The following is a 26,905-nucleotide window of genomic DNA, read 5'->3' as shown; positions in this document are numbered from 1 at the left end:
AACCACTGGCGATTGGATCGGTTTTTCATGTTATAAGGTAACGCAAATTATGCGGCCGCTTTCGGGCGGCTGCATCGATCAACCTTTCGATTGCGATACTTCCATGACGATTGCGGTTCCCCGTTCTGCCCCCTCGGCCACTGGCCGGTTGCTGTCCATTGATGCGCTGCGTGGCCTGGTGATTCTGTTCATGTTGCTGGATCACGTGCGCGAAACCTTTCTGCTGCATCGACAGGTCAGCGACCCGATGGACATCGCCAGCACGGAACCGGCGCTGTTCTTCAGCCGCACCCTGGCACATCTGTGCGCGCCGGTATTCGTGCTGCTGACCGGGTTGTCGGCGTGGCTGTTCGGCGAGAAGTACGACGGCAAGGCTGACGTCAGTGCCTTCCTGTTCAAGCGCGGTTTGTTTCTGGTGGCGCTCGAATTCACCCTGGTGAATTTCGCCTGGACGTTCCAGCTGCCGCCGACCGTGATCTACCTGCAAGTGATCTGGGCGATCGGCCTGAGCATGATCGCGCTGTCGCTGCTGGTCTGGCTGCCACGCTGGCTGCTGCTGACGTTGAGCGTTGCGATCATCGCCGGGCACAACCTGCTCGACGGACTGCACTTCGCAACCGAGTCGGCACTGCACGTGCCATGGGCAATCCTGCATGACCGCGGTTGGATCGAGGCCGGCGAGACTTTGCGTCTGCGCACCTCGTACCCGTTGTTGCCGTGGATCGGCGTGATCGGGCTGGGTTACGCGCTGGGGCCGTGGTTCGCTCGCGCAGCCGATGCCGGCGTGCGCCAGCGCCGTTTGTTGATCGGTGGTGTCGCCGGGTTGCTGGGCTTTGTCGGACTACGACTGGTCAACGGTTACGGCGAGAAACCCTGGGCCTTCGGTGACAGCGGTCTGCAAACCCTGATGAGCTTCTTCAACATTACCAAATACCCGCCGTCGCTGTTGTTCATCACGTTGACGGTAAGTGTCGGGCTACTGCTGTTGCTGGTGTTCGAACGCGCGCAGGATCGACGCTGGATTCGCTGGCTGACGGTGTTCGGCTCGGCGCCGATGTTTTTCTACCTGCTGCACCTGTATGCGCTGAAGGTGTTGTACCTGATTGGCGTGGCGCTGTTTGGACTCAATCAGGGCACCTATTTCGGTTTCTCGTCGGTGACGGCGGTGTGGCTGGCGGCGATGGTGCTGGCGGTCGCTTTGTTCCCGGCCGTGCGCTGGTTTTCGGCACTGAAGGCCCGACGCCGTGACATCGCCTGGTTGAAGTATCTGTAGAACGGCTCAGCTCGTTTTGCCCTCGCGGGCATTGCGGGCGAAGTCGATAAACGCCTTGAGCGGCGCCGGTACATGGCGTCGGCTCGGGTAGTACAGGTGCAGGCCGGGATAGTACGGACACCAGTCCGCCAGCACCTGCACCAGCCGTCCGCTCGCCAAGTGCTCGCGAGCCATGTCCTCGAACACATACGCCAGTCCCAAGCCCTGCAACGCCGGGCCGATCATCAGGCTGACATCGCCCAGGGTCAGGGGGCCGTTGACCTCGATTTCCTGTTCAATGCCACCGCGTTCGAATTCCCAGCGGTACATCGAACCGCTCGGGAACCGATGTCGGATGCAGGGAAGGGCATGCAAATCTTCAGGTTTCTGTGGCGCGGGATGTCGTTCGAAAAAGCCGGGTGAGCCGACCACCACTGAACGCAGATTCGGTCCGATGGGCATCGACACCATGTCAGCTTCCAGCCGGTTGCCGAAGCGTACACCTGCATCGAATCCGGAGGCGACGATATCCAGCAGCGCATCGCTCTCGACTACTTCCAGACGAATATCCGGGTAAATCTTCAGAAACTCGCTGGCTATAGGCAGCAGCACCAGCTCGCACGCCTGGCGCCCGGAGGTAATGCGCAGATTGCCCGAGGGCTTGTCGCGAAAGTGATTGAGGTCTTCAAGCGCATCTTCGATATCGCGAAACGCCGGTTTCAGCCGCGCATACAACCGTTCGCCCGCCTCGGTCAGAGCCACGCTGCGGGTGGTGCGATTGAACAGGCGCACGCCGAGGCGATTTTCCAGCGCTCGCAATGAATGGCTCAGTGCCGACGGCGTCAGGCCCAGATCCACCGCCGCACGGCTGAAATTCAGGTGCTGGGCAATGCAGAGAAAGATCGGCAGATCCGTCGTGGACGGGTTTTTCATTTGTGAGCGCCTTTCACAAAGTCATGCAAATTTGTTGGGATTATCACATCAGTAGCACGGCTTTAAAGTCGACTCAACTCATCAAGAAGGCCCGGCAATCTCGCCAGGGTCACCGACAGGAGGAGTTGATATGCGTACCTGGCTGATTACCGGAGCTTCCCGTGGTTTTGGCACCCTTATCGCTGAACAGGCCCTGCGTGCCGGTGACGCGGTGATTGCCACCGCCCGCAACCCGCAAGACATCACCGACCGCCTCGGCGAACACCCGAACCTGCTGGCCGTGCGGCTGGACGTCACCCGCGAAGAGGAAGCCCACCAAGCGGTGGCAGCAGGCATCAAGCGCTTCGGTCGCATCGACGTGCTGATCAACAATGCCGGCTTCGGCGTGTTGGGCGCCGTTGAAGAAACCAGCGCCAGCGAAACCGAGCGCCTGTTCGCCACCAACGTGTTCGGCCTGCTCAACGTCACCCGCGCCGTGCTGCCACACATGCGCGCCCAGCGCAGTGGACGGGTCATCAACATCTCGTCGATTGGCGGTTATCAGGCCTACGTGGGCTGGGGTGTCTACGGCTCGACCAAGTTCGCAGTGGAAGGCATCAGCGAAGCGCTGCATCAGGAACTGGCGCCGCTGGGCATTCATGCCACGGTGGTCGAACCGGGCTTCTTCCGCACCGACTTCCTCGACGAACAATCGCTGATCAAGACCGCGCTGGTGCTGCCGGACTACAACGAAACCGTCGGCAAGATGCGCACCTTTGCCGAAGCGGCCAACCATGCACAACCGGGCGATCCTGTGAAGTTTGCCGAAGCGATGCTGGCACTGGTCAACGCACCGAACCCGCCGCAGCGGCTGGCGTTGGGCAGCGACACGATTGCGCGGATCGAAGCGAAGAACCGTTTGGTGGCGCAGGAACTGGCCGAGTGGAATGAGCTGGCGTTGTCCACGGATTTCAAGAACTGAAACAAGACCTGGGAGAGCGGGCAAGCCCGCTCTCCCAGGGTTTATCGGATCGACCGGATCAGCGGCGATCCAGCCACACCGTCTGCGCATTGCAGAACTCGCGCACGCCGAAGTGCGACAGCTCACGGCCGAAACCGCTTTTCTTCACGCCGCCGAAGGTCACGCGCGGGTCGCTGGCGGAGTAGCCGTTGATGAACACGCCGCCGGTTTCCAGTTCGCTGGTCAGTTGCTGGGCCAGGGCGACGTTGGCGGTGTAGATCGTGGCGGTCAGGCCGAACTCGCTGTCGTTGGCCAGGGCCACGGCGTGGGCGCAATCGCGGGCGGTGATGATCGAGGCCACCGGGCCGAACAGTTCCTGCTTGAACGAGGTCATGCGATCGGTGACGTCGGCCAGTACGGTCGGCTCGTAGTAGTTGCCCGAACCCTCTACTTTGCCGCCGCCGAGCAGCAGGGTGGCGCCTTCTTCCAGGGTGTCGCGCACTTGTTGATCCAGTTCGTCGCGCAGATCGAAACGGGCCATCGGGCCGATGTAGTTGTCGGCGGACAATGGATCGCCCATCTTCAACTGGCGAGTGGCTTCGACGAATTTGCGGGTGAATTCTTCAACCACGCCTTCTTCGATGATCAGACGTTTGGCAGCGGCGCAGACCTGGCCTGAGTTCTGGTAACGACCGATCACGGCCGCTTGCACGGCTTCGTCGATATCGGCGTCATTGAGCACGATAAACGGATCGGAACCGCCCAGCTCCAGCACGCATTTTTTCAGCGCGGCACCGGCCTGTGCGCCGATGGCCATGCCGGCCCGGACGCTGCCGGTCAGAGTTACGGCAGCAATGCGCGGGTCAGCAATGGCGCTGGACACTCCTTCCGGGGTGACGTTGATCACTTCAAACACGCCATCGGCAAAACCGGCTCGGGTGAAGGCGTCGCGCAGCAGGTAGGCGCTGCCCATCACGTTCGGCGCATGTTTGAGCACGTAAGTGTTGCCGGCGATCAGGGCCGGGACCGCACCGCGCAGCACTTGCCAGATCGGGAAGTTCCACGGCATCACGGCGAGGATCGGGCCGAGCGGACGGTACTCGATACGTGCCTTACCGCCCTCGACCAGGGTCGCTTCGGCGTTGAGCATGGCCGGGCCGTGTTCGGCGTACCACTCGCAGAGCTTGGCGCATTTCTCGATTTCGCCACGGGCCTGGGCGATCGGCTTGCCCATTTCCCGGGTGATCATGGTGGCCATGGCTTCGCTGCTGTCACGCAGCGCGCCGGCCAGTGCGGTCAGGGCGCGGGAGCGATCCTGCAGCGGTTTGCGTTTCCACTTGTTGAAGCCGAACGCGGCGCGGGTCAGCGCTGCGTCGAGAGCCTCGGCGGATTCGAAGGCGTAGTGACCGATCTGCTCGCCAGTGGCGGGATTGATCGAGATGGCGTGGGTCTGGCTGGAAATCGGGCTCATGGCGTCGTCCTGCGAGGTCAGTGGATGCGCTCAGAGTAGGGTGGCGTTTGGTTTCTGGAAACTGAATAATAAAGAGCGTTTCTTTCACGATTGGAGAATGACTGTGGATCTGGTGCAACTGGAAATCTTCAAGGCCGTTGCCGAGCACGGCAGCATCAGCGCTGCGGCGGCGCAGATCCATCGCGTGCCGTCGAACCTGACGACCCGCATCAAGCAGTTGGAGGAAGATCTGGGCGTCGATCTGTTCATCCGCGAGAAAAGCCGCTTGCGCCTGTCGCCGGCCGGCTGGAGTTTTCTTGAATACGCGCGGCGCATTCTCGATCTGGTGCAGGAAGCCCGCGCCACGGTGGCCGGCGAGGAACCGCAAGGCGCGTTTCCGCTGGGATCGCTGGAAAGTACGGCGGCGGTGCGGATTCCCGGTTTGCTGGCGACCTATAACCAGCAACATCCCAAGGTCGATCTGGACCTGTCGACCGGGCCGTCCGGGACGATGATCGACGGTGTGCTTTCCGGGCGCCTGGCGGCTGCGTTCGTCGACGGCCCGGTCCTGCACCCGGCGCTGGAGGGCATCCCGGCGTTCGAAGAAGAAATGGTCATCATCTCGCCACTGCATCACGGGCCGATCCAGCGCGCGGCGGACGTGAACGGCGAGAACATCTATGCGTTCCGCTCGAACTGCTCCTATCGCCATCACTTCGAAAAATGGTTCAGCACCGATGCTGCCGTGCCCGGCAAGATCTTTGAAATGGAGTCCTATCACGGCATGCTCGCCTGCGTCAGCGCCGGCGCCGGCCTGGCTTTGATGCCGCGCAGCATGCTGCAGAGCATGCCCGGCTGCGCAACGGTGAGCGTCTGGCCGCTGGCGGCGGATTTTCGCTATCTGACGACGTGGCTGGTGTGGCGACGGGGTACGGTGTCGCGCAGTCTGAGCATGTTCGTGCGCTTGCTGGAGGAGCGCGGTGTGGTGCGCGCAGAAGAGAATTGACCCTATGGGTTCGGGTCTCTCCATGAAGACCTGCTCATTTGATTGAAAAGCTTGCCCGGTTCGGTGATTCGCCGAACCGGGCATTTTTCATTGGCCGTCGATGCTGCGGGGCAAGTCGAGTGGATTGCCGTCGCGCAACACCTCCGGCAGCAACGCATTCGGAAAGCCCTGATACGCCACCGGCCGCAAAAAGCGCTCGATCGAGGTCATGCCGACCGAGGTGAAGCGGCTGTCCGACGTGGCCGGGAATGGCCCGCCGTGTACGGTGGCGAAGGTCACTTCCTGCGGATGGGCGAAGGCGTTGACCACGATGCGTCCGGTGCGGCGTTCGAGGATCGGCAGCAGACGCCGGGCCAGATCCAGATCGCGGTCTTCAAGGTGAATGGCTGCGCTCAGTTGACCCTTGAACGAACGGGCGACCGCCAGCAACTCTTCATCATCCCTGACCGTTACCAACAGCGCCGCCGGACCGAACACTTCATGGGCCAGCGCCGGTTCGCTGAGCAGGCGTTGACCGTCAACTTCCAGCAGCGCCGAGCGCCCTTCAAACTGGCCATCCGCCGGAGCGCCGACCGCTACCAGATTCGCTCCCACGCTTTCCATCGCCACCAGGCCTTTGACGTATGAACCGTGAATCCCCGGCGTCAACATTGTGCGTGCCGGCGCTTCGCTGACTCGCTTGATCATGGCGCTGCGCAGCGCTTGCAGACCTTCACCCTCGACCGCGATCAGAATCGACGGACACAGACAGGCTTGCCCGACATTCACCAGCATCCGCTCGATAAAACCATCGCCGATTTCACTGCCGCGCGCGGCCAGCGCGGCGGGCAAAATGAACGTCGGGTTGACGCTGGTCATTTCGGTAAACACCGGAATCGGATCAGGCCGCAACTGCGCGCGACGATAAAGCGCCATGCCGCCCACCTCTGAACCGGTGAACGTCACCGCTTTAATCAACGGATGATCGACGAGTGCCTCACCGATGACATTGCCGCCACCGCGCACCATCGAAAAAACACCCTCGTGCAAGCCATGCTTCTGCACTGCTTTACGGATGGCGCGAGCCTGGATTTCCGAGGCCCCAGGATGCGCGTTGTGCGCCTTGAGAATCACCGTCGCACCGGCTGCAAGTGCCGACGCGGTGTCGCCACCGGCCACCGAATAGGAGATCGGAAAGTTGCTCGCACCGAAGATCGCCACCGGGCCGATGGCAACTTTCTGCAGGCGATGATCCATCCGTGGTCGCGGCTGTCGATCAGGTTGCGCCGGGTCTATCGCCAGTTGCAGAAAGCGCCCCTTGCGCACCACCTCGGCGAACTGACGGAACTGGGTCGCAGCTTTGGCGGCTTCGCCTTCCAGTTGTGCCTGAGGCAGCCCGGTTTCCAGGGCAGCGCGGGCGGCCAGTTCCTCACGGACGGCGTCGAGGTTGTCGGCGATGCTTTCGAGAAACGCCGCACGTTCGGCCAGCGAGGTGTGGCTGTAGCTGTCGAATGCCGCGTCAGCGAGGGTAGCCGCCTGATCGACCTGGGCCGTACCACCGAAGGCGAATTCAGGTTCGATCAGTGTGTTGGTTGCCGGATTCAGCGCCTTCATCGTGCCCTCGGAGGCGGGGACGTCAGCGGCGCCGATCAGCAGATGGCCGGTCAGACTCATTTCGCTTCACCTTGCGACTGAAAGTTGGCGATCAGTTCGTCCGTGGTAGTGATGACATGGGCGAAGGTCGGTCCGTTGAGTTCGTGGGCGGCGTGCATCATTTCCTCTTTGAATGCGGCGGTCGCATCGCGCACCAGCGTGACGTGGTAGCCGAGTTCCGACGCGTAGCGCGCGGTGGCTTCGATGCAGGTGTTGGCCAGCAGGCCGACGATGATCACGTGAGTGATGCCTTGCTGCTTCAGGCGAAAATCCAGGTCGGTATTGGCGAAACCGCTGGAGCCCCAGTGTTCCTGGACCACGATGTCACCGTCCTTCGGCGCGAAATCCGGGTGCCATTCACCGCCCCATTCGCCGCGTGCGAAGTGGTGCATGTGCATGATCTTTTGTTGGGTCGGGGTTGGGTGATCCCAGTTCTCGTAGTCGCCTTTGACCCAGCGGTGATGCGGTACGATGACGACCGGAATCGCCAGGGCCCGCACGGCGCGGTCGAGTTTGCGCAGGTTGTCGAGCAGGCCGTTTTGCTCGGCCATCGGTTTGAGCAGCGGAAAGATCTTGCCGCCGTCCGAGAGAAAATCGTTGTACGGATCGACCAGCAGGTAGGCGGTTCTATTGAGCGGATAGAGAGGTTTCGACATGACGATGTACTCCGGCAATGAGAGTGATCGATGCTCAGGGCTTGTTCCCGCATCGTGTTGATATGATAATCATAGTAACTGTGAAAGAGGCAAGCCCTGATGGCTGTAAACGATAGTCTTCCCGACACGCTGTGCCCGATTTCCCGGGCCGAGGCGATCGTCGGCGACCGCTGGACGGTGCTGGTTTTGCGCGAATTGTTCATGGGCAGCCACCGCTATGACGAGATCCTGGCCCAGACTGGCGGTACGCCGCAGATGGTCGCCGCCCGTCTGAAAAGCCTTGAGGCGGACGGGCTGGTCGAGCGTCGCTTGTACAACGAGCGGCCGAAACGCTACGAGTACCACCTCACTGCAAAGGGCGAGGCGTTTTACCCGGTGATAATTGCGTTACGTGCCTGGGGCGAGACCTGGTGCAAGTCGCCGGAGGAAGGGCTGGCGGTGAACATGACCCACAAGAACTGCAACCACAGCGCCGGACTCGGGCCGTTGTGCGATCACTGCGGTGAGGTGTTGCGCCGTGAGGATTTGATCAGCCAGCCTCAAGAGGCGTACGCCGCGGAACGGCAGGCGCGGCGTGAGGCGTTCAAGGCGAAATAGACGGCTCCATCCAAAACAAAAAAGGCCCTCATTTGCGAGGGCCTTCGTGTGTCAGCTCAGAACGAATGGCTTACAGACTGCCCGCCAGTTTTCCGGAAGTCAGCCGCCGACGATAAGCACTGTCACGAGTCGCCAGCCAGAAATACAGCGGCGAGGTCACCAGCAAGCCAACCACCCACGACAGGTCCGCACCGTTGATGTGCGCCGACACCGGACCGACGTACAGCGGCGTGTTCATGAATGGAATCTGCACCGCGATACCGATCGCATACGCCAGCAAGGCTTGCGGGTTGTAGCGGCCGTAGATGCCGCCATCGACCTGGAAGATCGAGCCGATGTCGTACTGGCCTTTGTGGATGGCGTAGAAGTCGATCAGGTTGATCGCGGTCCACGGCACCAGTACGACCAACAACACCAGCACCATGTCGACGAAGTGGCCGATGAAGTCTGCCGACGCGCCGACCGCAGCGAAGCAGCAGGCCAGCAGCACGATGATCGAAATCACCGCGCGGCTCTTGGCGGTCGGGATCCAGCGGTAAGCGAAAGTCTGCACCAGGGTGATCAGCGACAGCACCGCGCCATACAGGTTGAGGGCGTTGTGGCTGATGACGCTGAGCAGGAACAGCACCAGCATCAGCGGGCCGATGGCGCCGGTGGCGAGTTTCACCGCGTCCATGGTGTCCATTCCCACGGGGGTTGCCAGCACAGCGACGGCGCCGAATATGAACGACAGGCTCGAGCCCAGCGCCGATCCCAGATAGGTTGTCCAGAAGGTCGCCGCCACCGGCACGTTCGCCGGCAGGTAACGCGAGTAGTCCGACACGTACGGCGCAAACGCGATCTGCCACAGCGCCGCCAGCGAGACCGTCGCAAGCCAGCCCGAAAGGTTGAAGCTGCCGCGCGTGAGGAAATCATCGGTCTGGATGTGGGTGAGGATGTAGCCGAAGCCGACCACGATGCCGATTCCCAGGACCCAGGTGCCGATGCGGTTGAGCACGTGGATGAAGCGGTAACCGATGATGCCGATGATCCCCGAACCCAGCGCGCCGATGACGATGCCGACCGGCACCGGAACGCTGTCGACCACGCCATGCAGGGACTTGCCGGCGAGCACGATGTTGGAGGCGAAGAAGCCGATGTACATGACGCCGGCAATCAACACCACCAGCAGCGCGCCGAGGGAGCCGAACTGCGCACGGCTCTGGATCATTTGCGGGATGCCCATCTGCGGGCCTTGCGCCGAGTGCAGCGCCATCAGCACACCGCCGACCAGATGGCCGACCAGAATGGCGACGATGCCCCATACCAGATTCAGGTGAAACAGCTGCACGCCGAGGGCGCCGGTGACGATGGGCAACGGCGCAATGTTGCCGCCGAACCAGAGGGTGAACAGATCCCGGACCTTTCCGTGGCGATCTTCGGGCGGCACGTAGCCGATCGTGTGTTTTTCAATGAGCGGTGCAGACGTTGATGCAGAGGTGGTCATGACGAACTCCAAGGCAAGGACGAGTACGTGGACGTACTTCAGTGAGCGCCGGCACGGACGGCGCATTTCTTGTTGGGGTTGATCATGGGCAAGGAAAGGTGAGAGATAAATTAGTAGTTTTGTTGCTTCAGGCGTTAAAAAAACGAGGCTCTCCGGTCAGCGGAAAACGCTCTGTTCCGGTCGTTTCAGAGCCATGAACGACAACGCAGCTGACCTCCATCGGAGCAGCTGTCTGTCGGTGTTATTGCAGCTCGGCTGCAGACCTGAATCCTGCAGCCAAGGCCGTTTTTTCAGACGCGAATCGACGCCAGCATCCGTTGCAGCATCTCATCGCAAGCCGTGAGCTGATCGACGCTGACGAACTCGTCCGGCTTGTGCCCCTGATCCATGCTGCCGGGGCCGCACACCACTGTGGGAATCCCCACCGCATCGAACAATCCGCCTTCAGTGCCAAACGCCACGGTGCCGAAATCGTCCGAGCCACAGAACGTGGCGATCAATTCCGCAGCCTGGCTCCGGGCATCCGTCGCCAGCCCTGGATAGGCCGACAATTCACTGAAACGGATATCGCTCTGCTCGCTGACGGCCCGCATGCGCGGCAGCATTTGCTGTTCGGCATAGGTCTTGAGTTGCTGCGCGACGACCGCCGGATCCTGCGAGGGCAGGGCGCGGATTTCGAAGTCGAAACGGCAATCGGCGGGAACGATGTTCAACGCCTTGCCACCGTTGATCACGCCGGTTTGCACCGTGGAGTACGGCGGGTCGAAACGCGGGTCGAGGTGTTCATCCTTGAGTTGCCGGCCGATGCGTCCCAGCTCGCCGATCAGCTCGGCGGCGCATTCGATGGCGTTCACTCCGAGTGGCGCGTAGGCCGAGTGACAGGCATGACCCTGGACATCGCAGCGCACAGCCAGTTTGCCCTTGTGCCCAAGCACCGGTTTGAGTTCGGTCGGCTCGCCGATGATGCACAGCAGCGGTTTGACCGGACGTCGCTCCAGCACCTTGAGCAACGAGCGCACGCCGAGGCAGCCGACCTCTTCGTCGTAGGACAGGGCAATGTGCACCGGCATACGCAGCGGTGCTTCGAGCAACGACGGCACCAGCGCCAGCACGCAGGCGATGTAGCCCTTCATGTCCGCCGTGCCGCGACCGTAAAGCTTGCCGTCACGCTCGCTGAGTTCGAACGGCGGCAGCGTCCACGGCTGGCCATCGACGGGCACCACATCGGTGTGCCCCGACAACACGATGCCCGGCTGATCGGCCGGGCCAATCGTGGCGAACAGATTGGCCTTGCTGCGCTCATCGTTGTAGATCAGCTCGCACGGCACATCGAAACCTTCGAGGTAGCTGCGCACGAAATCGATCAATTGCAGGTTGGACTCGCGGCTGGTGGTGTCGAACCCCACCAGCGTCTTGAGCAACGCGACGCTGTCGCTCATCGGTCGTCTCCGGCAACCCCGTAGCCCGGCGCCTTGGCCGGATCGAGGGCGCGGTCGATGTAGTCCTGCAACTGCGGGCGATAGGCGTCCCACAGTTTTTGCAATTGACCGATCGGGTCTTCATCGGCCCAGTCGACCCGCAGGTTGACGATGGGCCAGGTCAGTTCACCCACCACGACCACGGCTGCCGAATGCACCGGACCTGCTTCACCGCCCAGGGCCTGGGCGGCGTGCAGGGCGTTGATCAGGCGATCGGCCAATTGACCTTCGCCTTCTTCGAACGCGCTGACCATGGCTTCGATCACCGAGCGCCCGGCGAGCATGTTGCCCGCCGCCACGCATTGCTCTCCCGACACGGCGTTGTGCACGCCCAAGGTTTGCGCGCCGCTGAAATGCGCGGTCTGGCCGAGGTGGTTAATGGCCGTGATCTGCCGGTACTGACTGTAGCCGTTGCGGGTCAGCACCTTGTCCAGCGCCGCCTCGGGCGCCAGACCTTGCTCCATCAGGGCGAGCACTTCCGGGCCGAGCGACGGCAGAGTGATGTTCTGGCTCGACACCGCACCAACCCCCGGCAACAGCCACGGGCAGCGGGCGCCGACGGCGATGCTGGAGGAGCTGATGGCGATGCCGAACTGACCGGTTTCGGGGCAGCGGGCGGCGATGGAAAATGTCATGTGTGGCCTCCTTTCGCTAAGGTCGAATTACTCGGGAATCACCGCAACCACATCAATTTCCATCAGCCACTGCGGCTGACCCAAAGCCGACACCACCAGCCCGGTGGAGATCGGGAACACGCCCTTCAGCCATTTGCCGACTTCCTGATACACCGGCTCGCGGTAGCGCGGGTCGATCAGGTAAGTGGTGGTCTTGACGATATGGCTCAGGTCGCTGCCGGCCTCTTCGAGCAGTTGCTTGACGTTGCGCATGGCCTGTTCGGTCTGCGCGCGCGGGTCGCCGAGACCGACCAGTTCACCGTCGAAATTGGTCCCGACCTGACCACGGACATACACGGTGTTGCCGGCGCGCACGGCCTGGCACAGGTCGTTGTCCAGGGTCTGGTTCGGGTAAGTGTCCTTGGTGTTGAACATGCGGATGCGGGTGTGGGTTGGCTGACTCATGTGCGGCTCCTGACGAATTCGGACCCGGCGCGACGGGCGCCGGGATTGAAGAGGGAAATCAAGCGTCGACGGTGTCGACAGCGTTGTTGTGCAGCGCGGCTTCGCGTTGTTCGGCATCGCGATAGGCCAGGTATTTGCGCTGGGTGGCGATGTGGTCGGCCACGTGTTTGGCGTCGTGCCACACGCCCCAGATGAACGACGAACCGCGTCGCGACTGCCACGGCAGACCGAGGAAATACACGCCCGCTTCGCTGGACACGCCGCGCTGGTGCTGCGGCTTGCCGTTGTCGTCGAAAGCGGCGACTTTCAGCCACGAATAGTCCACCGCAAACCCGGTGGCCCAGATGATCGAGGTGATACCGGCGGCGGCCAGATCGAGATCGGCCAGCGGGTTTTTCACGCATTCAGGGTCCGGATACGTTTCGCGGGCTTCCGGTTCCAGCGGCAGATCGAGGCCGTTGCGTTCGATGTAGGCGTCGGCGGCATCCAGCAGCGCGAGGTAGTTCTCGTCGCCACGCTTGAGGTTGTCGCGCAGGTCCTGTTTGAAGGTCACCACGCCGTCGCTGAACGATTCGGTGACGCCGACCAGGGTCATGCCGCGATGGGCCAGACCACGAAAATCGATGGTGCGGCCACCGTGGGCACCGCTGACGGCGATGGTCACGTGCTCGCGGCCGGGTTTCATCGCGGCCTGATCCCACTCGCCGAGGACGCCCAGCCACCAGCAGAAATCGCGGTTGCGGTAAGCGCGAGGAGGGCGGTCATGAGCGCCGACGGAGAGGTAAACCTGCTTGCCCGAGCGCTGCAATTCATCGGCGATCTGTACGCCCGACGAACCGGCACCGACCACCAGCACTGCGCCGGCCGGCAACTGCTGCGGGTTGCGATAATCAGCCGAGTGAATCTGCAGCAGACGCTCATCTTTCGGTGCAATGGCCGGGATCACCGGACGCTGGAACGGGCCGGTGGCGGCGACGACGCGGGCCGCTTCGATCACGCCCTCGGAGGTCTCGATGGTGAAGCCCGGGCGACCGACATTACGCACTACGCTTTTCACATCGACGCCGGTGCGGATCGGCGCGTTGAATTTCTTTGCATACGCTTCGAAGTAATCGGCGACACGTTCCTTGTGGGCAAAACCGTCCGGATCGACATCATCGAATTCCATCCCCGGAAACCGGTCGTGCCACGCCGGACCGTTGGCCACCAGCGAGTCCCAGCGCCCGGTGCGCCAGCGTTCGGCAATGCGGCTGCGCTCCAGCACCAGGTGCGGCACACCGAGTTTGCTCAGGTGTTCACTCATAGCCACACCCGCTTGACCGGCGCCGACAACAAGCGTGTCTGTTTTTATTATTTCAGTGGTCATCTCTGATCCCTTCTCACGAGGCCGTTGGATTCAGGTCGCTGTCGACCTGTTCTCTGTGCTTGGGATCAGACTAGGGAGGGGGTGGTTATCGGTAAAATATTATTAAGCTGGCATGTGAAGATAAAAACGTGATGCAGAGGCCTGAAAGCTCCGTAAATACGGGGCTTCACCTTGGCACCGGAATCCGGGACAACAAAAAAAAGGACCGCCGACAGGATAGTCGACGGCCCTTTTCAAGGCGTGTTCAGATCACAAGGACTCAGCGATCGAGAAACGCCAGCAGGTCTTCATTCAATTGCTGCGCATGAGTCACCGCAAAGCCGTGCGGCGCACCTGCGTAGACTTTCAGTTCAGCGCCCTTGATTTGCGCGGCCGCTTGTTTGCCGGTGGTTTCGAACGGAACAATCTGATCGCCATCGCCGTGAATCACCAACGTCGGCACATCGATTTTCGCCATGTCCGGGCGGAAGTCGGTTTCCGAGAATGCAGTGACGCAATCCACGGTGCCTTTGAGCGAGGCCAGCAGAGCGATGTTCAGGGTTTGGGTCAGCACGCCATCGGAGACTGTCTGACCCTGATTGGTGCCGTAGAACGGGGCATTGAAGTCCGCGATGAACTGCGCACGATCCTTCAGCAGGCCAGCCTTGATTCCGTCGAACACCGACTTGTCGACGCCTTCGGCAAAGTCCGGTTTCTTGCCGAACAGCGGTGTCACCGCGCCCAGCAACACCAGTCCGGCAACGCGCTCGCTGCCGTGGCGTGCGATGTAGCGGCTGACATCGCCGCCGCCCATGGAGAAGCCGACCAGGGTCACGTCACGCAGATCCAGGTGCTCGATCAGTTGCGCGATGTCATCGGCGAAGGTGTCGTAGTCGTAGCCGGTCCACGGCTGCTCGGAACGGCCGAAGCCACGACGGTCAAAGGCGATGGTGCGATAGCCGCGGCTGCTCAGGTATTCCATCTGGTATTCCCACATGTCAGCATCCAGCGGCCAGCCGTGACTGAACAGCACGGGCTTGCCGCTGCCCCAGTCCTTGAAATAGATCTCGGTGCCGTCTTGGGTCGTGAACGTGCTCATGAAAACTCCTTGGGTGTGGGCCTGCGAGGATGCCGTGATGGCAGCGTTCACTATCGCGACAAAGGGCATTGGCCACTTGTACGCAGGTGCTAAGTTTCGAGCCGCACGCGTTAACGATTTGACGGCATGAGTTGTAAGATGCAACCGCATCGAACCTGCCGTTTTGCCGGAGACACCCGAAATGAAGCGCAAAAGCCTTGCGGGCAATGCCTGCCCGATCGCCCGGACACTCGATCTGATCGGTGACTGGTGGTCGTTGCTGATCATCCGCGATGCGCTGGAAGGCATCAGTCGTTTCAGCGATTTCGAGAAGAGCCTGGAAATCGCCAAGAACATGTTGAGCACCCGGCTCAAAGGGCTGGTCGAGCGCGACATCCTGCGCTTGGTGCCAGCGTCCGATGGCAGCGCTTACAAGGAATACGTGCTGACCGAAAAGGGTCGTGCGTTGCAAACTGTGATCGTTGCGTTGTCGCAGTGGGGTGGGGAGTTCATGTTCGAGCCTGGCGAGCCGGGGTCGGTGATGGTGGATGCGCAGAAGCGTCAGCCGATCAGGAAGCTTCAGTTGCTGTCGGCCGATGGTCGGGTGCTGGCGCCGGAAGATGTGGCGACGAAACTGGCGGTTGAGCATTGAGATGATGTGATTCACCGATTCCGGAAGACTTTTACTGATGCCGCTGGTCGGCAATACATATTTAGTAATGACAAAAATTGACGTCAGAATAGTGGCTCATTACTATCGCGCCACTATTCTGATATCAGTTTCCGTCTCGAGGGATCGAACATGTCCTCACCCGCCCTCGTGGCGAGGTTGTGCCTGGCTTTGCTATGCCTTTCTCCACTCCAAACCGCACTTGCAGCACCCACCCCCGGTGAAACCGACCTGATCCGCGAACGCCAGAATCGTCTGCTCGAAGAGCAGCAGAGGCGGCTCGAAGAGCTCAAGGATCTGCCCGGTAAAGAGGCCAAGCTGGCGCAGCCGGAAGCCCCCGCCGACACACGTTGCTTTCAGATCAACGACATCGAGCTCAAAGGCGCCGACAGCCTGTCGGAGAACGACAAGAGCCGTTTGCTCAAGCCCTACATCGGCCAGTGTCTCGGTGTGCCTCAGCTGAATGAAGTGCTGAAGGTCATCACCGATCACTACATCGAGAAGGGTTGGGTGACCAGCCGTGCTTATCTGCCACAGCAGGATCTGTCCGGCGGGCACCTGAAAGTGCTGGTGGTCGAAGGCAAACTCGAGGGCTTGAAAGGCGCCGACAACAGCAAGCTCTCTGAGCGTGAGTTGTCGATGGCGTTTCCCGGCAAGGCCGGTGAGCTGGTGAACCTGCGCGAGATCGAGCAAATGGTCGATCAGCTCAATCGCCTCCCTTCCAACCAGGCCAAGATGGAGCTGTCGCCAGGCAAGAACGTCGGCGGCAGTGAGGTGCTGGTCACCAACACCCCGCAGAAACCATGGCGCGCCGGACTGTCGCGCAGCAACGATGGCCAGCGCAGCACGGGTGAGCAGCAATGGGGCACGACATTCGACTGGGACAGCCCGCTGGGTCTGGCTGATCAGTTGAGTCTGCGCGGCGGTCACGATGCGATGACCGATCACCAGCACACCTCCAACAACGCCATGCTCAACTACAACCTGCCGTGGGGCTGGTGGAACTTCAGCTACACCTACAGCCAGAGTGAGTACCGCTCGCAAATCGCGGCCAACGGCTACAACTTCAAGCAGACCGGCGACAGCGAAAACCATCAGCTGCGCGCAGAGCGGGTGATCCACCGCGACTCGGTCAGCAAGACCTCCCTCAACGCCGGCCTGTCGTATCTGCGCACCAACAACTTCATTGAAGACAGCAAGCTCAAGCTGAGCAGCAACCGCATCAGCGAAGCGCAGTTCGGCTTCAACCACGGGCGGCGTATCGGCAGCGCCTTCGTCAACTTCGACGCCGGCATGCAGGAAGGCATCGGTGCATTCGACGCTCAGGGCAGTCACGACCCGGGCCCCGGCGAGCCGGATGCGCGTTACCGCAAATACACCGCAACCCTGAGCTATCTGCAGCCATTCAAAGTGTGGGGCGAGTCCTTCACCTTCAGCAGCCTGATGACCGGCCAGCGCAGTGAAGACGTGTTGTTCAGCCCGCAACGTACCAGCCTCGGCGGGTCGTCTTCGATCCGTGGCTACAAGGATCAATCGCTGTCTGGTGACAGCGGTGGCTACTGGCGCAATGACCTGCGCTGGTCGCGCCCGATCAACGCCGAATGGCTGCGCCCGGTGTTCGCGGAATACGGCACCAGCCTCGGTTACGATCAGGGCGTGATCCGTGGTGACCGCTACAACGGTGACCAGCATGGGCGCATGTCGAGCAACTCGCTGGAACTGTTTGCCCGGGGCGAACACGTTGCGGCCAGCGTGACCTTTGCCCACTCCCTGGAACGCCCTGACGTGCTGACCGAGCGCGAAGCGCCGATCTATTTCCGCGTGGATTTCTTCCTCTAGTTTTTGCCCTTTCCGAGATTCTGATATGGACTTCCGCCAACTGGCCTTTCTGGCCAGTCAGCCTTCTGCTGCCGTAAAAAACCGTGAACACTTCTGGGGCATGCCCAAACGCGGACTGGCGTTCCTGCTGGCCAACGTCATGTTCTGGCAGCCGATGTGGGCGCAGGCAGACGGAATCGTGGTCAGTGCGCCCGGCACCACGCTCGACCGGGCAGGCAATGGCGTGCCGATCATCAACATCGCCATGCCCAACGGTGCGGGTCTTTCGCATAACCAGTTCCACGATTACAACGTGGATGCTCAAGGCGTCATCCTCAACAACGCTACGAGCCGCACGCAGCTGACGCAGATCGGCGGAATCATTCTCGGCAACCCGAACCTGCGCGGTGCGGCGGCGCAAACCATCCTTAACGAAGTCAACGGTGGCAGTCCGAGTCAACTGCGCGGTTACACCGAAGTGGCGGGGCAGTCGGCGCGGGTGATCGTGGCCAACCCGTATGGCATCAGTTGCAACGGCTGCGGCTTCATCAATACGCCGCGTGTGACATTGACCACCGGCAAACCTGTGCTCGATGGCGCGGGTCGACTGGACCGTTTTCAAGTCGATCAGGGCAGCGTCTCCATCGATGGCAAAGGTCTGGATGCCAGCGCTGTCGACAGCTTTGAAATCCTCACCCGCAGTGCGCAGATCAACGCGCAGATCCACGCCAAACGCCTGAACATCACCACCGGTCGCAACGATGTAAACGCCGAAACGCTCAACGCCACCGCGCGTGCCGATGACGGCAGCGCCAGACCGCAACTGGCGATCGACTCTTCGGCGCTGGGCGGGATGTACGCCGGGGCGATCAAACTGGTGGGCACCGAGGCCGGTGTCGGCGTGAAACTGGCAGGCGAACTGGCGGCCAGCGCCGGGGATATCCAGATCGACGCCAATGGCCAACTGACGTTGGCGAAGGCCACGGCCAGCAATGCGGTCGACATCAAGGCCAACAGTCTTGAGGCGCAGCAGGCCGTTTACGCGGGCACGCAATTGACCGTGCAAACCGCTAAGGATCTGGTCAACCAGCAAAGCCTTGCCGCCAGGGACAGCGTTCGCCTGACCAACGTCGGCACATTGACCAACGCCGGCGTGATTGAAGCCGGAGTGAATGCGGATAACAGCCGTAACAGCAATGGCGATGTGTCCATCAACAGCGGCTCGGTGAGCAACCGTGGCAGCGTATTGGCCAGTCGCTCGCTGAGCGCGAGTGCCGCAGGTGTGCTCGATAACCAGAACGGTATAGTCCAGGCCAAAGACGTCGCGCTAAGCGCCACTCGCCTGGTCAATCAAGGCGCTGACGCCCGGATTTACGGCGAGACCAGAATCGCATTTAACGTCCCGGCTATCGTCAACCTCAGTGGTCTGATCCGCTTCGCCGACGGCCAGGCGGCAACGCTCTCCGTCGACAGTCTGGACAACCGCAAAGGTCGTATCGAAATCGCCGGCGGCAGTCTGAAACTCAATGCGCGGGCGCTGCAAAACGATGACGGCAAAATCATCGCCGGACGTCTGGATATCGATACCCGGCTACTCGACAACGCTGGCGGCCTGATTGCTGCCAGCCAGGGCGAAACCAAGGTCGTCGCCCACGAACGTCTGAACAATGGCAAAGGCAAGATCCAGGCAAAGACCGACCTCGTTGTGTCGGGCGCCGAGTTGCTCAATCAGGGCGGCACATTGGCCGCCGATTCGATTCGGATCACCGGCACCCGACTGGATAACAGCAGCAAGGGTGTCATCAGTGCCGAAAACGGCAATCTTGATCTGGCACTGGATCAGGACTTCGATAACCACGCTGGCAAGGTTCAAGCCTCGGATCGATTGAGCGTCGCTGCCCAGAGCATAGACAACCGTAATGCCAGCCTGACCGGCAAAACCCTTGAGGTCACCAGTCGCGGCAAACTCGACAACTCCCAAGGCACGATTTCATCGGATGACAGCGTGCTGGCCAGCGAAGACCTGGACAACACACAGGGCCTGATTCAGGGCAACACGACACTGAACCTGACCGCACGCGATCTGGACAACACCAACGGCCAACTGCTCGGCGGTGTTGTCGATGCGACGCTGGACAATCTCACCAGCAATGACAAAGGCGCGATCAGTGCCGAGACCGGCAAGCTCACGCTGGTCGTCAACAAGCACCTGAACAATGCCTTGGGTCGACTGCAAGCCAGCCAGGGGGACGTGGATGTTCACGCCGGCAGTATCGACAACCGTAAAGGTGTGGTGGCCGCGCAACAGCTGCTGTTGGTCGCTCGCAACGGTCACATCGATAACCGTGGCGGGCGGGTGATCGGCGATCGCCTCAACCTGCAAGCGGCCAGCCTCGATAATGGCGAGGGTGGTCTGCTGGCGGCGGGTGTTGATGGCGCTCGCCTGATTCTCAAGCAAACCGTCGCCGGTCAGTCGCAACTGCTCAATCAAAAGGGCCGGATCCAGAGCGATGCCGACCTGTACATCGAAAGCGATACGGTCGACAACAGTGCCGGTGTGTTGCTGGGCAAAACCATCGAAGTCAACGCCACGCAGCTGAACAACAGCGACAAGGGCGGCATCGTCGGCACGGGCGGCGACATTGCGCTGAAAATCGCCGGGGTCTTCAAAAACGTCACGGGCGTGGTCGACGCCGCCGAGCAACACCTGCTGCTCGAACAACTGGTCGAACTCGACAATCGCGGCGGCACATTGCGCGGGCAGCGCCTGGACATCACCAGTACGTCCATCGACAACCGTGATGCGGGCCAGATTGTTGCAGGTAGCGATGGTCTGAAAATCGTCGGCAGCACCGTGCTGAATCAGCAGGGTGCGATCCTCGCCAATGGCAGCCACGCAGAACTCGCGCTGGGCACCGGCAACCTGCAAAACCAGGGTGGCACGCTACAGGCTGACACGCTCGACATCACCAATGCCGACCCTCGACAACAGCGCAGTCAACGGCAAGGCCGGCTTGATCTCCAGCCTGCTGGGCGATTTGCAGTTGACCGTGACACGCCTGATCAACCATGGCGGCAAGCTCTTCGGCAAAGGTCAGGTCACTTTCGATGGCACCCGTCTGGATAACGCGGGTGGTGAGATCAGCGGCAATCGGCTGGGTCTCGAAGCGGTCGGCCAGATTCTCAATCAGGGCGGACTGATCGAGTCGGCGGCGGATCTGCAACTGAGCGGCGTCCAGCTGGACAACAGCGCTGGCGGGCAGATTCGTGCCTTGGGCGGCACCTCCAGCAAGATCAAACTGAACGGCAACCTGAATAACCAGAACGGCGTCATCGAGATTGGCAGTCAGGATCTGGAACTCGCCGGCACCCAGCTCAACAACCTCAGCGGCAGCGTGCGTCACGCCGCGCAAGGGTTGTTTGACCTGGATCTGAATAACCTGACCGGCACGCAGGGCAGCCTCACCGGTCTGGGCAAAGGCGTCTGGGATGTCGCGGCGGTTAATGGTGTGGGCACCTGGCAACTCAATGGTGGGCTGACTTACACCAGTTCGCAGGATTTGAACCTTAATGTCGGGGATCGCATCGCCAGTGCTTCGGCGCTGAACCTGAATGTCGCCAATCTGAATAACGCCGGGCAACTGCTCAGCGATGGCGATCTGACGCTGACCCTTGGCGGTAACCTGATCAACAGCGGTCGAGTGTCGGCTCAGCAGAAACTCACCATCAACGCCAGCGACGTGATTCAACAGGACGGGCGGCTGGTCAGCGGTGGCGAAACCGTGATGACCTTGCGCGGCACGCTGGACAACCTCGGTCGGCTGATCGCCAACCAGAACCTTACGGTGACGGCTGCCCGGATCGACAACAAAGGCACCCTGGGCGCCCAGGGCAATCTGGAATTCAACGCCGCCAACGGCATCTCCAACGGAGCCGATACGCTGCTGTTCAGCGGCGGCACGATGAAGTTGCATGGCAACAGCCTGAACAACTATTACGGCGATATCTACAGCCGGGGCAATCTCACGGTCGACGCCGTGGGTGGTGGTCGTGCTGCGTTGTTCAGCAACTTGTCGGGGACGGTCGAGGGCGAGGGGGATATCGACATCAATGCGATGTCGGTGGAAAACGCCAAGTCGGTTTTCGAAATGTCGCAGGGCGGCAGCTCCGGCTCCATCAGATGGATTTGCGGGCAGCATTGCGGTGGCCACGATGGCTGGAAAAAAGGCACGATCATCATTGATCGGACCTATAACGATGTGGTTCTCAAAGACTCGACCGCATCGCGCTTCGTCGCGGGCAAAAACCTGACGATTCATGCCGGCAATGTCGAAAACCGCTACAGCATGATGGCTGCCAACGGCAACCTAACGGTAACCGCCGACCGCTTGTTAAACCTCGGCGCGGAATCGCGCTCCGGCACTTCGACAGAGTCGATTGGCACGCCTGGCAGGATCGACAATAGCCTGTGGGACCGGATGGAGTTCATCGAAGTCCCGGCGTTCAACGCGCAGACGCAGCAGGGGAATTTCGATGAGGCACGCTTCAACGAGTTGGTCGCCGTAACCAATGACAGTCGCTTCTCCCACCCTCGCAACGTACCAATAAACTGGTCTCCCAATGGCAACACCTTGTATCCGGCCACCCTGCAGGCGGGAGGAACGGTAAGCCTCAACGTCACTGACTCCATCCAGAACGGCAAGCTCTACAACAATACTTACGATCAGCTCACCGGAAATCTGGACAGCGAAAAAGCCACCGGTGTGGGTGTCGTCGACATCAATCTGGGCAAGCGCAGCAGCGCCGCCAGCGTTCAGGTCGCCAAGGACGTCACTCGCATCGAAAAGGTGGATGCGGACGGCGTGAAGCAGATCAGCTTCGTCCCGGTTGATTTCCGTGGAGTACCGTTTGCTGCAGTAGATCCAACCGCGTCTTCGACATTCAGGCTTCCGAAAGGCCCTTACGGCATGTTCGTGCAGAGCCCGAATCCGCAGAGCCGCTACCTGATCGAAACCAATCCGGAGCTGACTCAGACCGCGCCATTCATGAGCTCGGACTACCTGCTGGGCAAACTTAATTTCAACGCCGATGAGGCCGCTCGCCGCCTCGGCGACGGTCGCTACGAATCGCGTTTGATCAGCGATGCAGTGTTGGCTCAGACCGGCCAGCGCTTTCTGGCCGGTGGCTTGAACAACGATTACGAGCAATTCCGTTACCTGATGGACAACGCGCTCGCCAGCAAAAACGAGCTGAATCTGACGGTGGGTGTCACCCTGACGTCGGAGCAGGTGGCGGCGCTGACGCATGACATCGTCTGGATGGAAGAGCGCGTCGTCGATGGTCAAAAAGTACTGGTGCCAGTGCTGTACCTGGCTCAGGCCGAGTCGCGCAACGTGCGCGGCGGCAGCCTGATTCAGGGGCGTGATCTGGAAATGATCGCCGGCAACGACCTGGTCAACGTCGGCACTCTGCGGGCCACCAACAACCTCACGGCAGACGTCAAAGGCAGCCTTTATAACGGTGGTCTGGTCGAGGCCAACGAACGCCTGAGCCTGATGGCCACCGACAGCATCCGCAATGCGCTGGCCGGTGATATTCGCGGTAATCAGGTCAGCCTGAGTACCCTCAAGGGTGACATCGTCAACGACCGGACCGCCGTGACTTACAGCCCGGGGCAGGGGTTGCGCACTTCCCTTGATGACGGCGGCAACATCAGCGCCCGCGATACGTTGAGCATCAAGTCCGGCCGTGACTTGACCAACTCCGGCACGATCAACAGCGGCGCCGATGCAGACCTGAGCGCGACCCGCGACATCAACTTACTGGCGGTTCAGAACGTCAACGAGATCCACACAATCGAGAACGGCGGACATCGCTCGACCGTCACCACAACCGTGGAAAACCTCGCGTCCAGCGTGAAAAGTGGCGGCAACCTGAAGCTTGACGCCGGTCGCGACATCAACGTCCTCGCCAGTACGGCACAAGCCAAAGGCGATCTGCTTGCCGACGCGAAACAAGACTTGAACATGGCTTCGGCGAGCGACGAACACAATGTCGAGACCAACAGCAAAAGTGGCAAGAAACGCGTCCACGAAGAAGACAACCACACCGTCCAGAAAGCCGCCGAGTTCATTGCAGGCGGCGACGTAAAAACCTCTTCCGGTCGCGATACCACCCTGGTGGCGAGCAAGATCAGCGCGGGCAATGAAGCCTATGTATATGCGGGTAATGACCTGAGTCTGCTGGCAGCACAGAACAAGGACTACACCCTCTATGACATGAAGGAGAAGGGTGGTTTCGGCGCCAAGAAACTGCAGCGCGATGAAGTTACCCAGGTCACTCATGTGGGGAGCGAGATCAAGACCGGGGGCAATCTCACGCTGGTCAGCGAGGGGGATCAGCGCTATCAGGTGGCGAAGCTTGAAAGTGGCAAGGACATCACGCTGGACAGTGGTGGGGCGATTGTTTTTGAAGGGGTGAAGGATTCTCACGACGAGAGCCATACCAAAAGCGATGGAGATGCTTTTTGGACTTCGTCAAAAGGCCGGGGCAATAACGATGAAACGCTGCGTCAGAGTCATCTGATCGCATCTGGAAAGCTTACGATCAAAGCTGTAGACGGGCTGAAGATCGATATCAAACATGTCGATCAGCAAAGCGTGCACCAAGCCATTGACGCAATGGTCGAGGCCGATCCTCAACTTGCCTGGCTCAAGCAGGCAGAAGCGCGAGGAGACATCGACTGGAGGCAAGTCAAGGAAATCCACGAGTCGTTCAAATATCAAAACTCGGGCCTTGGGCCAGCTTCGCAACTGATCATTGCAATCGTGATGGCAGCAGTTATCGGTCCGATGTCGAGCATGATTCTGCAATCCGTTGCGGTTACCGCAGCGACAAAGGCCGCCGTCAGCACCATCGACAACCGAGGCAATCTGGGCAAGATTGCAAAGGACGTTACCTCCAAGGAAGCGCTTAAAAGCTATGTCGTGGCGGCAGCAACCGCAGGCATTACCCAAAGCCTCAACTACGACCCAGGCGCAATTGGACTGAATCCCGAGAGCTTGAAGATCGTGGCGATCAAGGTGAGTTCGGATGCCTTGATCAAAACCGCTGTTTACGGCGGCAGCCTGAAAGACAATTTTGCGAGTTCTGCAGTTGGCACCGCTGCGGCCATCGGTGGCGCCTATGGGGCCGGGAAAATCGGTGATCTTTCCCTGAAAGACGGGAGCGTTGGGAAAATCCTCCTGCACGCCGGATTGGGCGGGTTGCTGGCTGAGGCCACGGGCGGTGACTTCCGTACGGGTGCCATCGCGGGGGGCGCCAACGAAGTGTTGATCGGTCTTCTTGGAGAGAGGCTCCTTCCTAAAAATCTCGTAAAAGGAAGCGCCGAATACGCTCAGGCTCAGGCGAACCTGCTCGCACTCTCGCAGGTCGTGGGTGTGTTGGGAGCGGCAGCTTCCGATGGCGATCTGGGCGTCGCAGCGACGGTGGCGGCAAACGCAACGCAATACAACTTCCTTGGGAAGCACGACAAGGCGGAACGTGATAACGCACGTGAGGAGTTCAAGGAAACAGGAGCAATAGATCCTGCTAAGCGGCTGGTGCGACTGGAGGGTGCGGATCACCGAAGTGATGATCTGCTCGCCAAGTTCCGCCTGGACAGAAATTCTCTGACACCACAGGAGCGCACGGAGTTAGCAGCTTACCTCCAAGTGTACGCCGCCCAAGAGTTGGAAAACTCGACGGTGGCAGAGGTCAATGCCCGGGTCAGCAAGCTAATCAGCAATGGCCCCGAGAACCCGGAGCTGTACCGTTACGCCGGAACCACCGAAGCCAAAAATGCTTTTGCCGATGCTCAGCGTGCCATTGCAGGTGGATGGTTCGATCAATTGGTCTGGACTCGGACAAAAACTGAAAACGAACTGATCTTCAGGGACGCTCAAGGTTATTTACGCATCAATAACGAACTGCAGGGTTTGTCGAATCTTGGAAATCCGGCAATTTATGGACTGACCGGTCCATTGGGCTCCAGCATACGTATGGCGGCAGCGGCCAATGGTTTACTCCAAATAGGTGTAGGAACAAACCAGGCGTTCAACGGCGATCTTTGGAACGCAGCTGGAAATATTGTCATTGGGGCTTTGGGGGTTGCCAGTGCGGGACTTCCTGGTACCAAACTGCCTAACAACGCAACAACGGGGTTAATCTCCGAAACGGGTCAATACACACGACCTACCGAGGCAGTAGGCTTATTTGATCGAACAGTGTTACACGCTCCTGCAAATGATAAGTTTTATGAGCGGGCGACCCAAGAATTACTGGATGCTATCAATGCGATTCCTAGCAATACCCAAGCATCTAAAGTGGCAACTATGATTAGTGCCTATGATCCTGTATCAGGGAAGATTGCGGTAGGGAGCAGTAATGGCAATATTAGAGCTGATATGTTGGATGTGCGAACCGTTAACTATATAGAAACACAACTTGGTGTGAAGGTCGGTGAGATCACAAACCTCTGCCGCAATGCTGCTGGTGCCTGTGCTGAAGTCTCGGCGGTTGACAAATTAGTTAGGATGGGTGTCAATCCTGCTGAAGTGAAATTTACCAGTGCTCTGCGCCCCCGTATTGTTAGAGATGAGGGCGGGATTACGAAAAATGCTATAATTGACACCTGTGCGAACTGCAGTGTTACCTGGCCGGAGGGAAAGTGATGTCGCTGAATAAAGACTGGCAGCCTAGTTTTGGAGAAATAATAACTTGGTTCGCCATGGATAGAAATGGGTTGATAGCAGTTATGGTCAATAACTGTTTTGGTCGCCTGCCTTCTGCATTGTTGGAAGTTCCAGACTTGGAGGCAAAGCTGGATAGCATAAACGAGTTTATGTGGGAGGAGTCGTCAGACTTTTTTGATTATCCGAAAAATAAAGTAGGCCGTACTTTGTTGGATATGTACTCATTTCGCAGATATCGTAATGCCCGTTCGCGCATAGATGTGGAATTAATAGTTTCAGAGAGGTCGGGATTTGATAAAAAGCTTTCAGAGTATTCAATTCCGTCAATTAAGGGGTTTTACATTTACCATGCAGTTGAAAGCTCTGCTCCTGGTGAGGACTATCCGGTCGGATACGAAGGAGAGACAGTTGTTGGGGATTATTTTCGGTTTTTAGTACCAACTGTACATGGGGGAATCGAAGATTTTCCCGAGGATTTGAGGTCATTAGTTTTAGTCTCGGATAAGCTGGATTTTACCTCGGATCAGATTGTCGCGAGCGATTCGATTGACTTGTTGTTTTAAAAGAAGAAAGAAGAAGGGGGGGCGGATTTATTTATTTTAATAAATCTGTCCCCTTTTGTTCGAGGCGACATAGCCGCTGCCGCAGAAAAGGCTGAGTTGAAATCTTTAACCGTAAGCGCTATAGATGATAAAACAGGATTGCCGAAAAACTACTACTGGGAGCCAGGTATGAAGTCTATTAAGGAGAAAA

Annotated in this window: 19 protein-coding genes; 9 read left to right on the top strand and 10 right to left on the bottom strand. The window is 59.8% G+C overall.

Going from position 1 to position 26,905, the window contains the following annotated elements:
• Window positions 1-103: 103 nt before the first annotated feature.
• Window positions 104-1,273, top strand: a complete 1,170-nt coding sequence (locus GQX66_RS25215) for a DUF1624 domain-containing protein (RefSeq protein ID WP_240871948.1) — start codon at window positions 104-106, stop codon at window positions 1,271-1,273.
• A gap of 6 nt (window positions 1,274-1,279) precedes the next feature.
• On the opposite strand, the gene GQX66_RS25210 is transcribed toward GQX66_RS25215, so the two are convergent.
• Entirely contained in the window at window positions 1,280-2,185 is a 906-nt protein-coding gene (locus GQX66_RS25210) for a LysR family transcriptional regulator (protein WP_236190205.1), read from the bottom strand.
• A gap of 130 nt (window positions 2,186-2,315) precedes the next feature.
• On the opposite strand from GQX66_RS25210, the gene GQX66_RS25205 reads away from it, so the two are divergent.
• Window positions 2,316-3,146: an oxidoreductase gene (locus GQX66_RS25205; protein ID WP_240871947.1), complete on the top strand. Its 831-nt coding sequence runs from the start codon at window positions 2,316-2,318 to the stop codon at window positions 3,144-3,146.
• Between the two features lie 58 nt (window positions 3,147-3,204).
• Here the strand turns inward: GQX66_RS25205 and GQX66_RS25200 are convergent, their stop codons facing one another.
• Window positions 3,205-4,596: an aldehyde dehydrogenase family protein gene (locus GQX66_RS25200; protein ID WP_240871946.1), complete on the bottom strand. Its 1,392-nt coding sequence runs from the start codon at window positions 4,594-4,596 to the stop codon at window positions 3,205-3,207.
• Window positions 4,597-4,699: 103 nt separating this feature from the next.
• On the opposite strand from GQX66_RS25200, the gene GQX66_RS25195 reads away from it, so the two are divergent.
• Complete coding sequence (locus GQX66_RS25195) at window positions 4,700-5,581, top strand: LysR family transcriptional regulator (RefSeq protein ID WP_039767672.1); 882 nt, start codon at window positions 4,700-4,702, stop codon at window positions 5,579-5,581.
• Between the two features lie 87 nt (window positions 5,582-5,668).
• Here the strand turns inward: GQX66_RS25195 and GQX66_RS25190 are convergent, their stop codons facing one another.
• Together GQX66_RS25190 and GQX66_RS25185 are read right to left on the bottom strand one after the other, a co-directional pair.
• A complete protein-coding gene (locus tag GQX66_RS25190; protein WP_240871945.1) occupies window positions 5,669-7,234 on the bottom strand; it encodes an aldehyde dehydrogenase (NADP(+)) in 1,566 nt (521 codons plus the stop codon).
• Window positions 7,231-7,869: an isochorismatase family cysteine hydrolase gene (locus tag GQX66_RS25185; RefSeq protein ID WP_240871944.1), complete on the bottom strand. Its 639-nt coding sequence runs from the start codon at window positions 7,867-7,869 to the stop codon at window positions 7,231-7,233. Before GQX66_RS25185 ends, GQX66_RS25190 begins: the two co-directional genes overlap by 4 nt.
• A gap of 99 nt (window positions 7,870-7,968) precedes the next feature.
• On the opposite strand from GQX66_RS25185, the gene GQX66_RS25180 reads away from it, so the two are divergent.
• Window positions 7,969-8,466, top strand: coding sequence for a helix-turn-helix domain-containing protein (locus tag GQX66_RS25180; RefSeq protein WP_240871943.1), 498 nt, complete (start codon window positions 7,969-7,971; stop codon window positions 8,464-8,466).
• 70 nt (window positions 8,467-8,536) lie between these two features.
• On the opposite strand, the gene GQX66_RS25175 is transcribed toward GQX66_RS25180, so the two are convergent.
• The 6 genes from GQX66_RS25175 to GQX66_RS25150 form a co-directional block, all read right to left on the bottom strand.
• Window positions 8,537-9,952 carry a cytosine permease gene (locus tag GQX66_RS25175; RefSeq protein WP_240871942.1) on the bottom strand — a complete coding sequence of 472 codons (1,416 nt, stop codon included), beginning with the start codon at window positions 9,950-9,952 and terminating at the stop codon, window positions 8,537-8,539.
• A 290-nt stretch (window positions 9,953-10,242) separates the two neighbouring features.
• The gene (gene argE / locus GQX66_RS25170) at window positions 10,243-11,391 is read right to left on the bottom strand and encodes an acetylornithine deacetylase (RefSeq protein WP_129973431.1); all 1,149 of its coding nucleotides are present in this window, start codon (window positions 11,389-11,391) and stop codon (window positions 10,243-10,245) included.
• On the bottom strand, window positions 11,388-12,065 hold the full coding sequence (locus GQX66_RS25165; protein ID WP_074688650.1) for a DUF1028 domain-containing protein: 678 nt from the start codon (window positions 12,063-12,065) through the stop codon (window positions 11,388-11,390). The genes argE and GQX66_RS25165 overlap by 4 nt, the downstream gene beginning before the upstream one ends.
• A 27-nt stretch (window positions 12,066-12,092) precedes the next feature.
• Window positions 12,093-12,509, bottom strand: a complete 417-nt coding sequence (locus GQX66_RS25160) for a RidA family protein (protein ID WP_007950460.1) — start codon at window positions 12,507-12,509, stop codon at window positions 12,093-12,095.
• A gap of 58 nt (window positions 12,510-12,567) precedes the next feature.
• A complete protein-coding gene (locus GQX66_RS25155; protein WP_129973430.1) occupies window positions 12,568-13,875 on the bottom strand; it encodes an NAD(P)/FAD-dependent oxidoreductase in 1,308 nt (435 codons plus the stop codon).
• 259 nt (window positions 13,876-14,134) lie between these two features.
• Window positions 14,135-14,953 carry an alpha/beta hydrolase gene (locus tag GQX66_RS25150; protein WP_085746212.1) on the bottom strand — a complete coding sequence of 273 codons (819 nt, stop codon included), beginning with the start codon at window positions 14,951-14,953 and terminating at the stop codon, window positions 14,135-14,137.
• Between the two features lie 181 nt (window positions 14,954-15,134).
• Here GQX66_RS25150 and GQX66_RS25145 point away from each other — a divergent pair, with 181 nt between their 5' ends.
• The 5 genes from GQX66_RS25145 to GQX66_RS25125 all read left to right on the top strand — a co-directional run bounded on the left by GQX66_RS25145 (window position 15,135) and on the right by GQX66_RS25125 (window position 26,715).
• Window positions 15,135-15,584: a helix-turn-helix domain-containing protein gene (locus GQX66_RS25145; RefSeq protein ID WP_085746213.1), complete on the top strand. Its 450-nt coding sequence runs from the start codon at window positions 15,135-15,137 to the stop codon at window positions 15,582-15,584.
• 150 nt (window positions 15,585-15,734) lie between these two features.
• A complete protein-coding gene (locus GQX66_RS25140; protein WP_240871941.1) occupies window positions 15,735-17,441 on the top strand; it encodes a ShlB/FhaC/HecB family hemolysin secretion/activation protein in 1,707 nt (568 codons plus the stop codon).
• Window positions 17,442-17,466: 25 nt separating this feature from the next.
• Complete coding sequence (locus GQX66_RS25135) at window positions 17,467-20,547, top strand: filamentous hemagglutinin N-terminal domain-containing protein (protein WP_240871940.1); 3,081 nt, start codon at window positions 17,467-17,469, stop codon at window positions 20,545-20,547.
• The gene (locus GQX66_RS25130) at window positions 20,471-26,131 is read left to right on the top strand and encodes a DUF637 domain-containing protein (protein ID WP_240872053.1); all 5,661 of its coding nucleotides are present in this window, start codon (window positions 20,471-20,473) and stop codon (window positions 26,129-26,131) included. Before GQX66_RS25135 ends, GQX66_RS25130 begins: the two co-directional genes overlap by 77 nt.
• Window positions 26,131-26,715 (top strand): hypothetical protein, encoded by a 585-nt coding sequence (locus GQX66_RS25125; protein WP_039766929.1) that lies wholly within the window; start codon window positions 26,131-26,133, stop codon window positions 26,713-26,715. The genes GQX66_RS25130 and GQX66_RS25125 overlap by 1 nt, the downstream gene beginning before the upstream one ends.
• The last annotated feature ends 190 nt before the right edge of the window (window positions 26,716-26,905 follow it).

The sequence above is a fragment of the Pseudomonas sp. B707 genome, assembly GCF_022496685.1.
GTDB lineage: Bacteria > Pseudomonadota > Gammaproteobacteria > Pseudomonadales > Pseudomonadaceae > Aquipseudomonas > Aquipseudomonas paraglycinae.
This window is presented reverse-complemented; position numbering and strand designations above follow the sequence as displayed.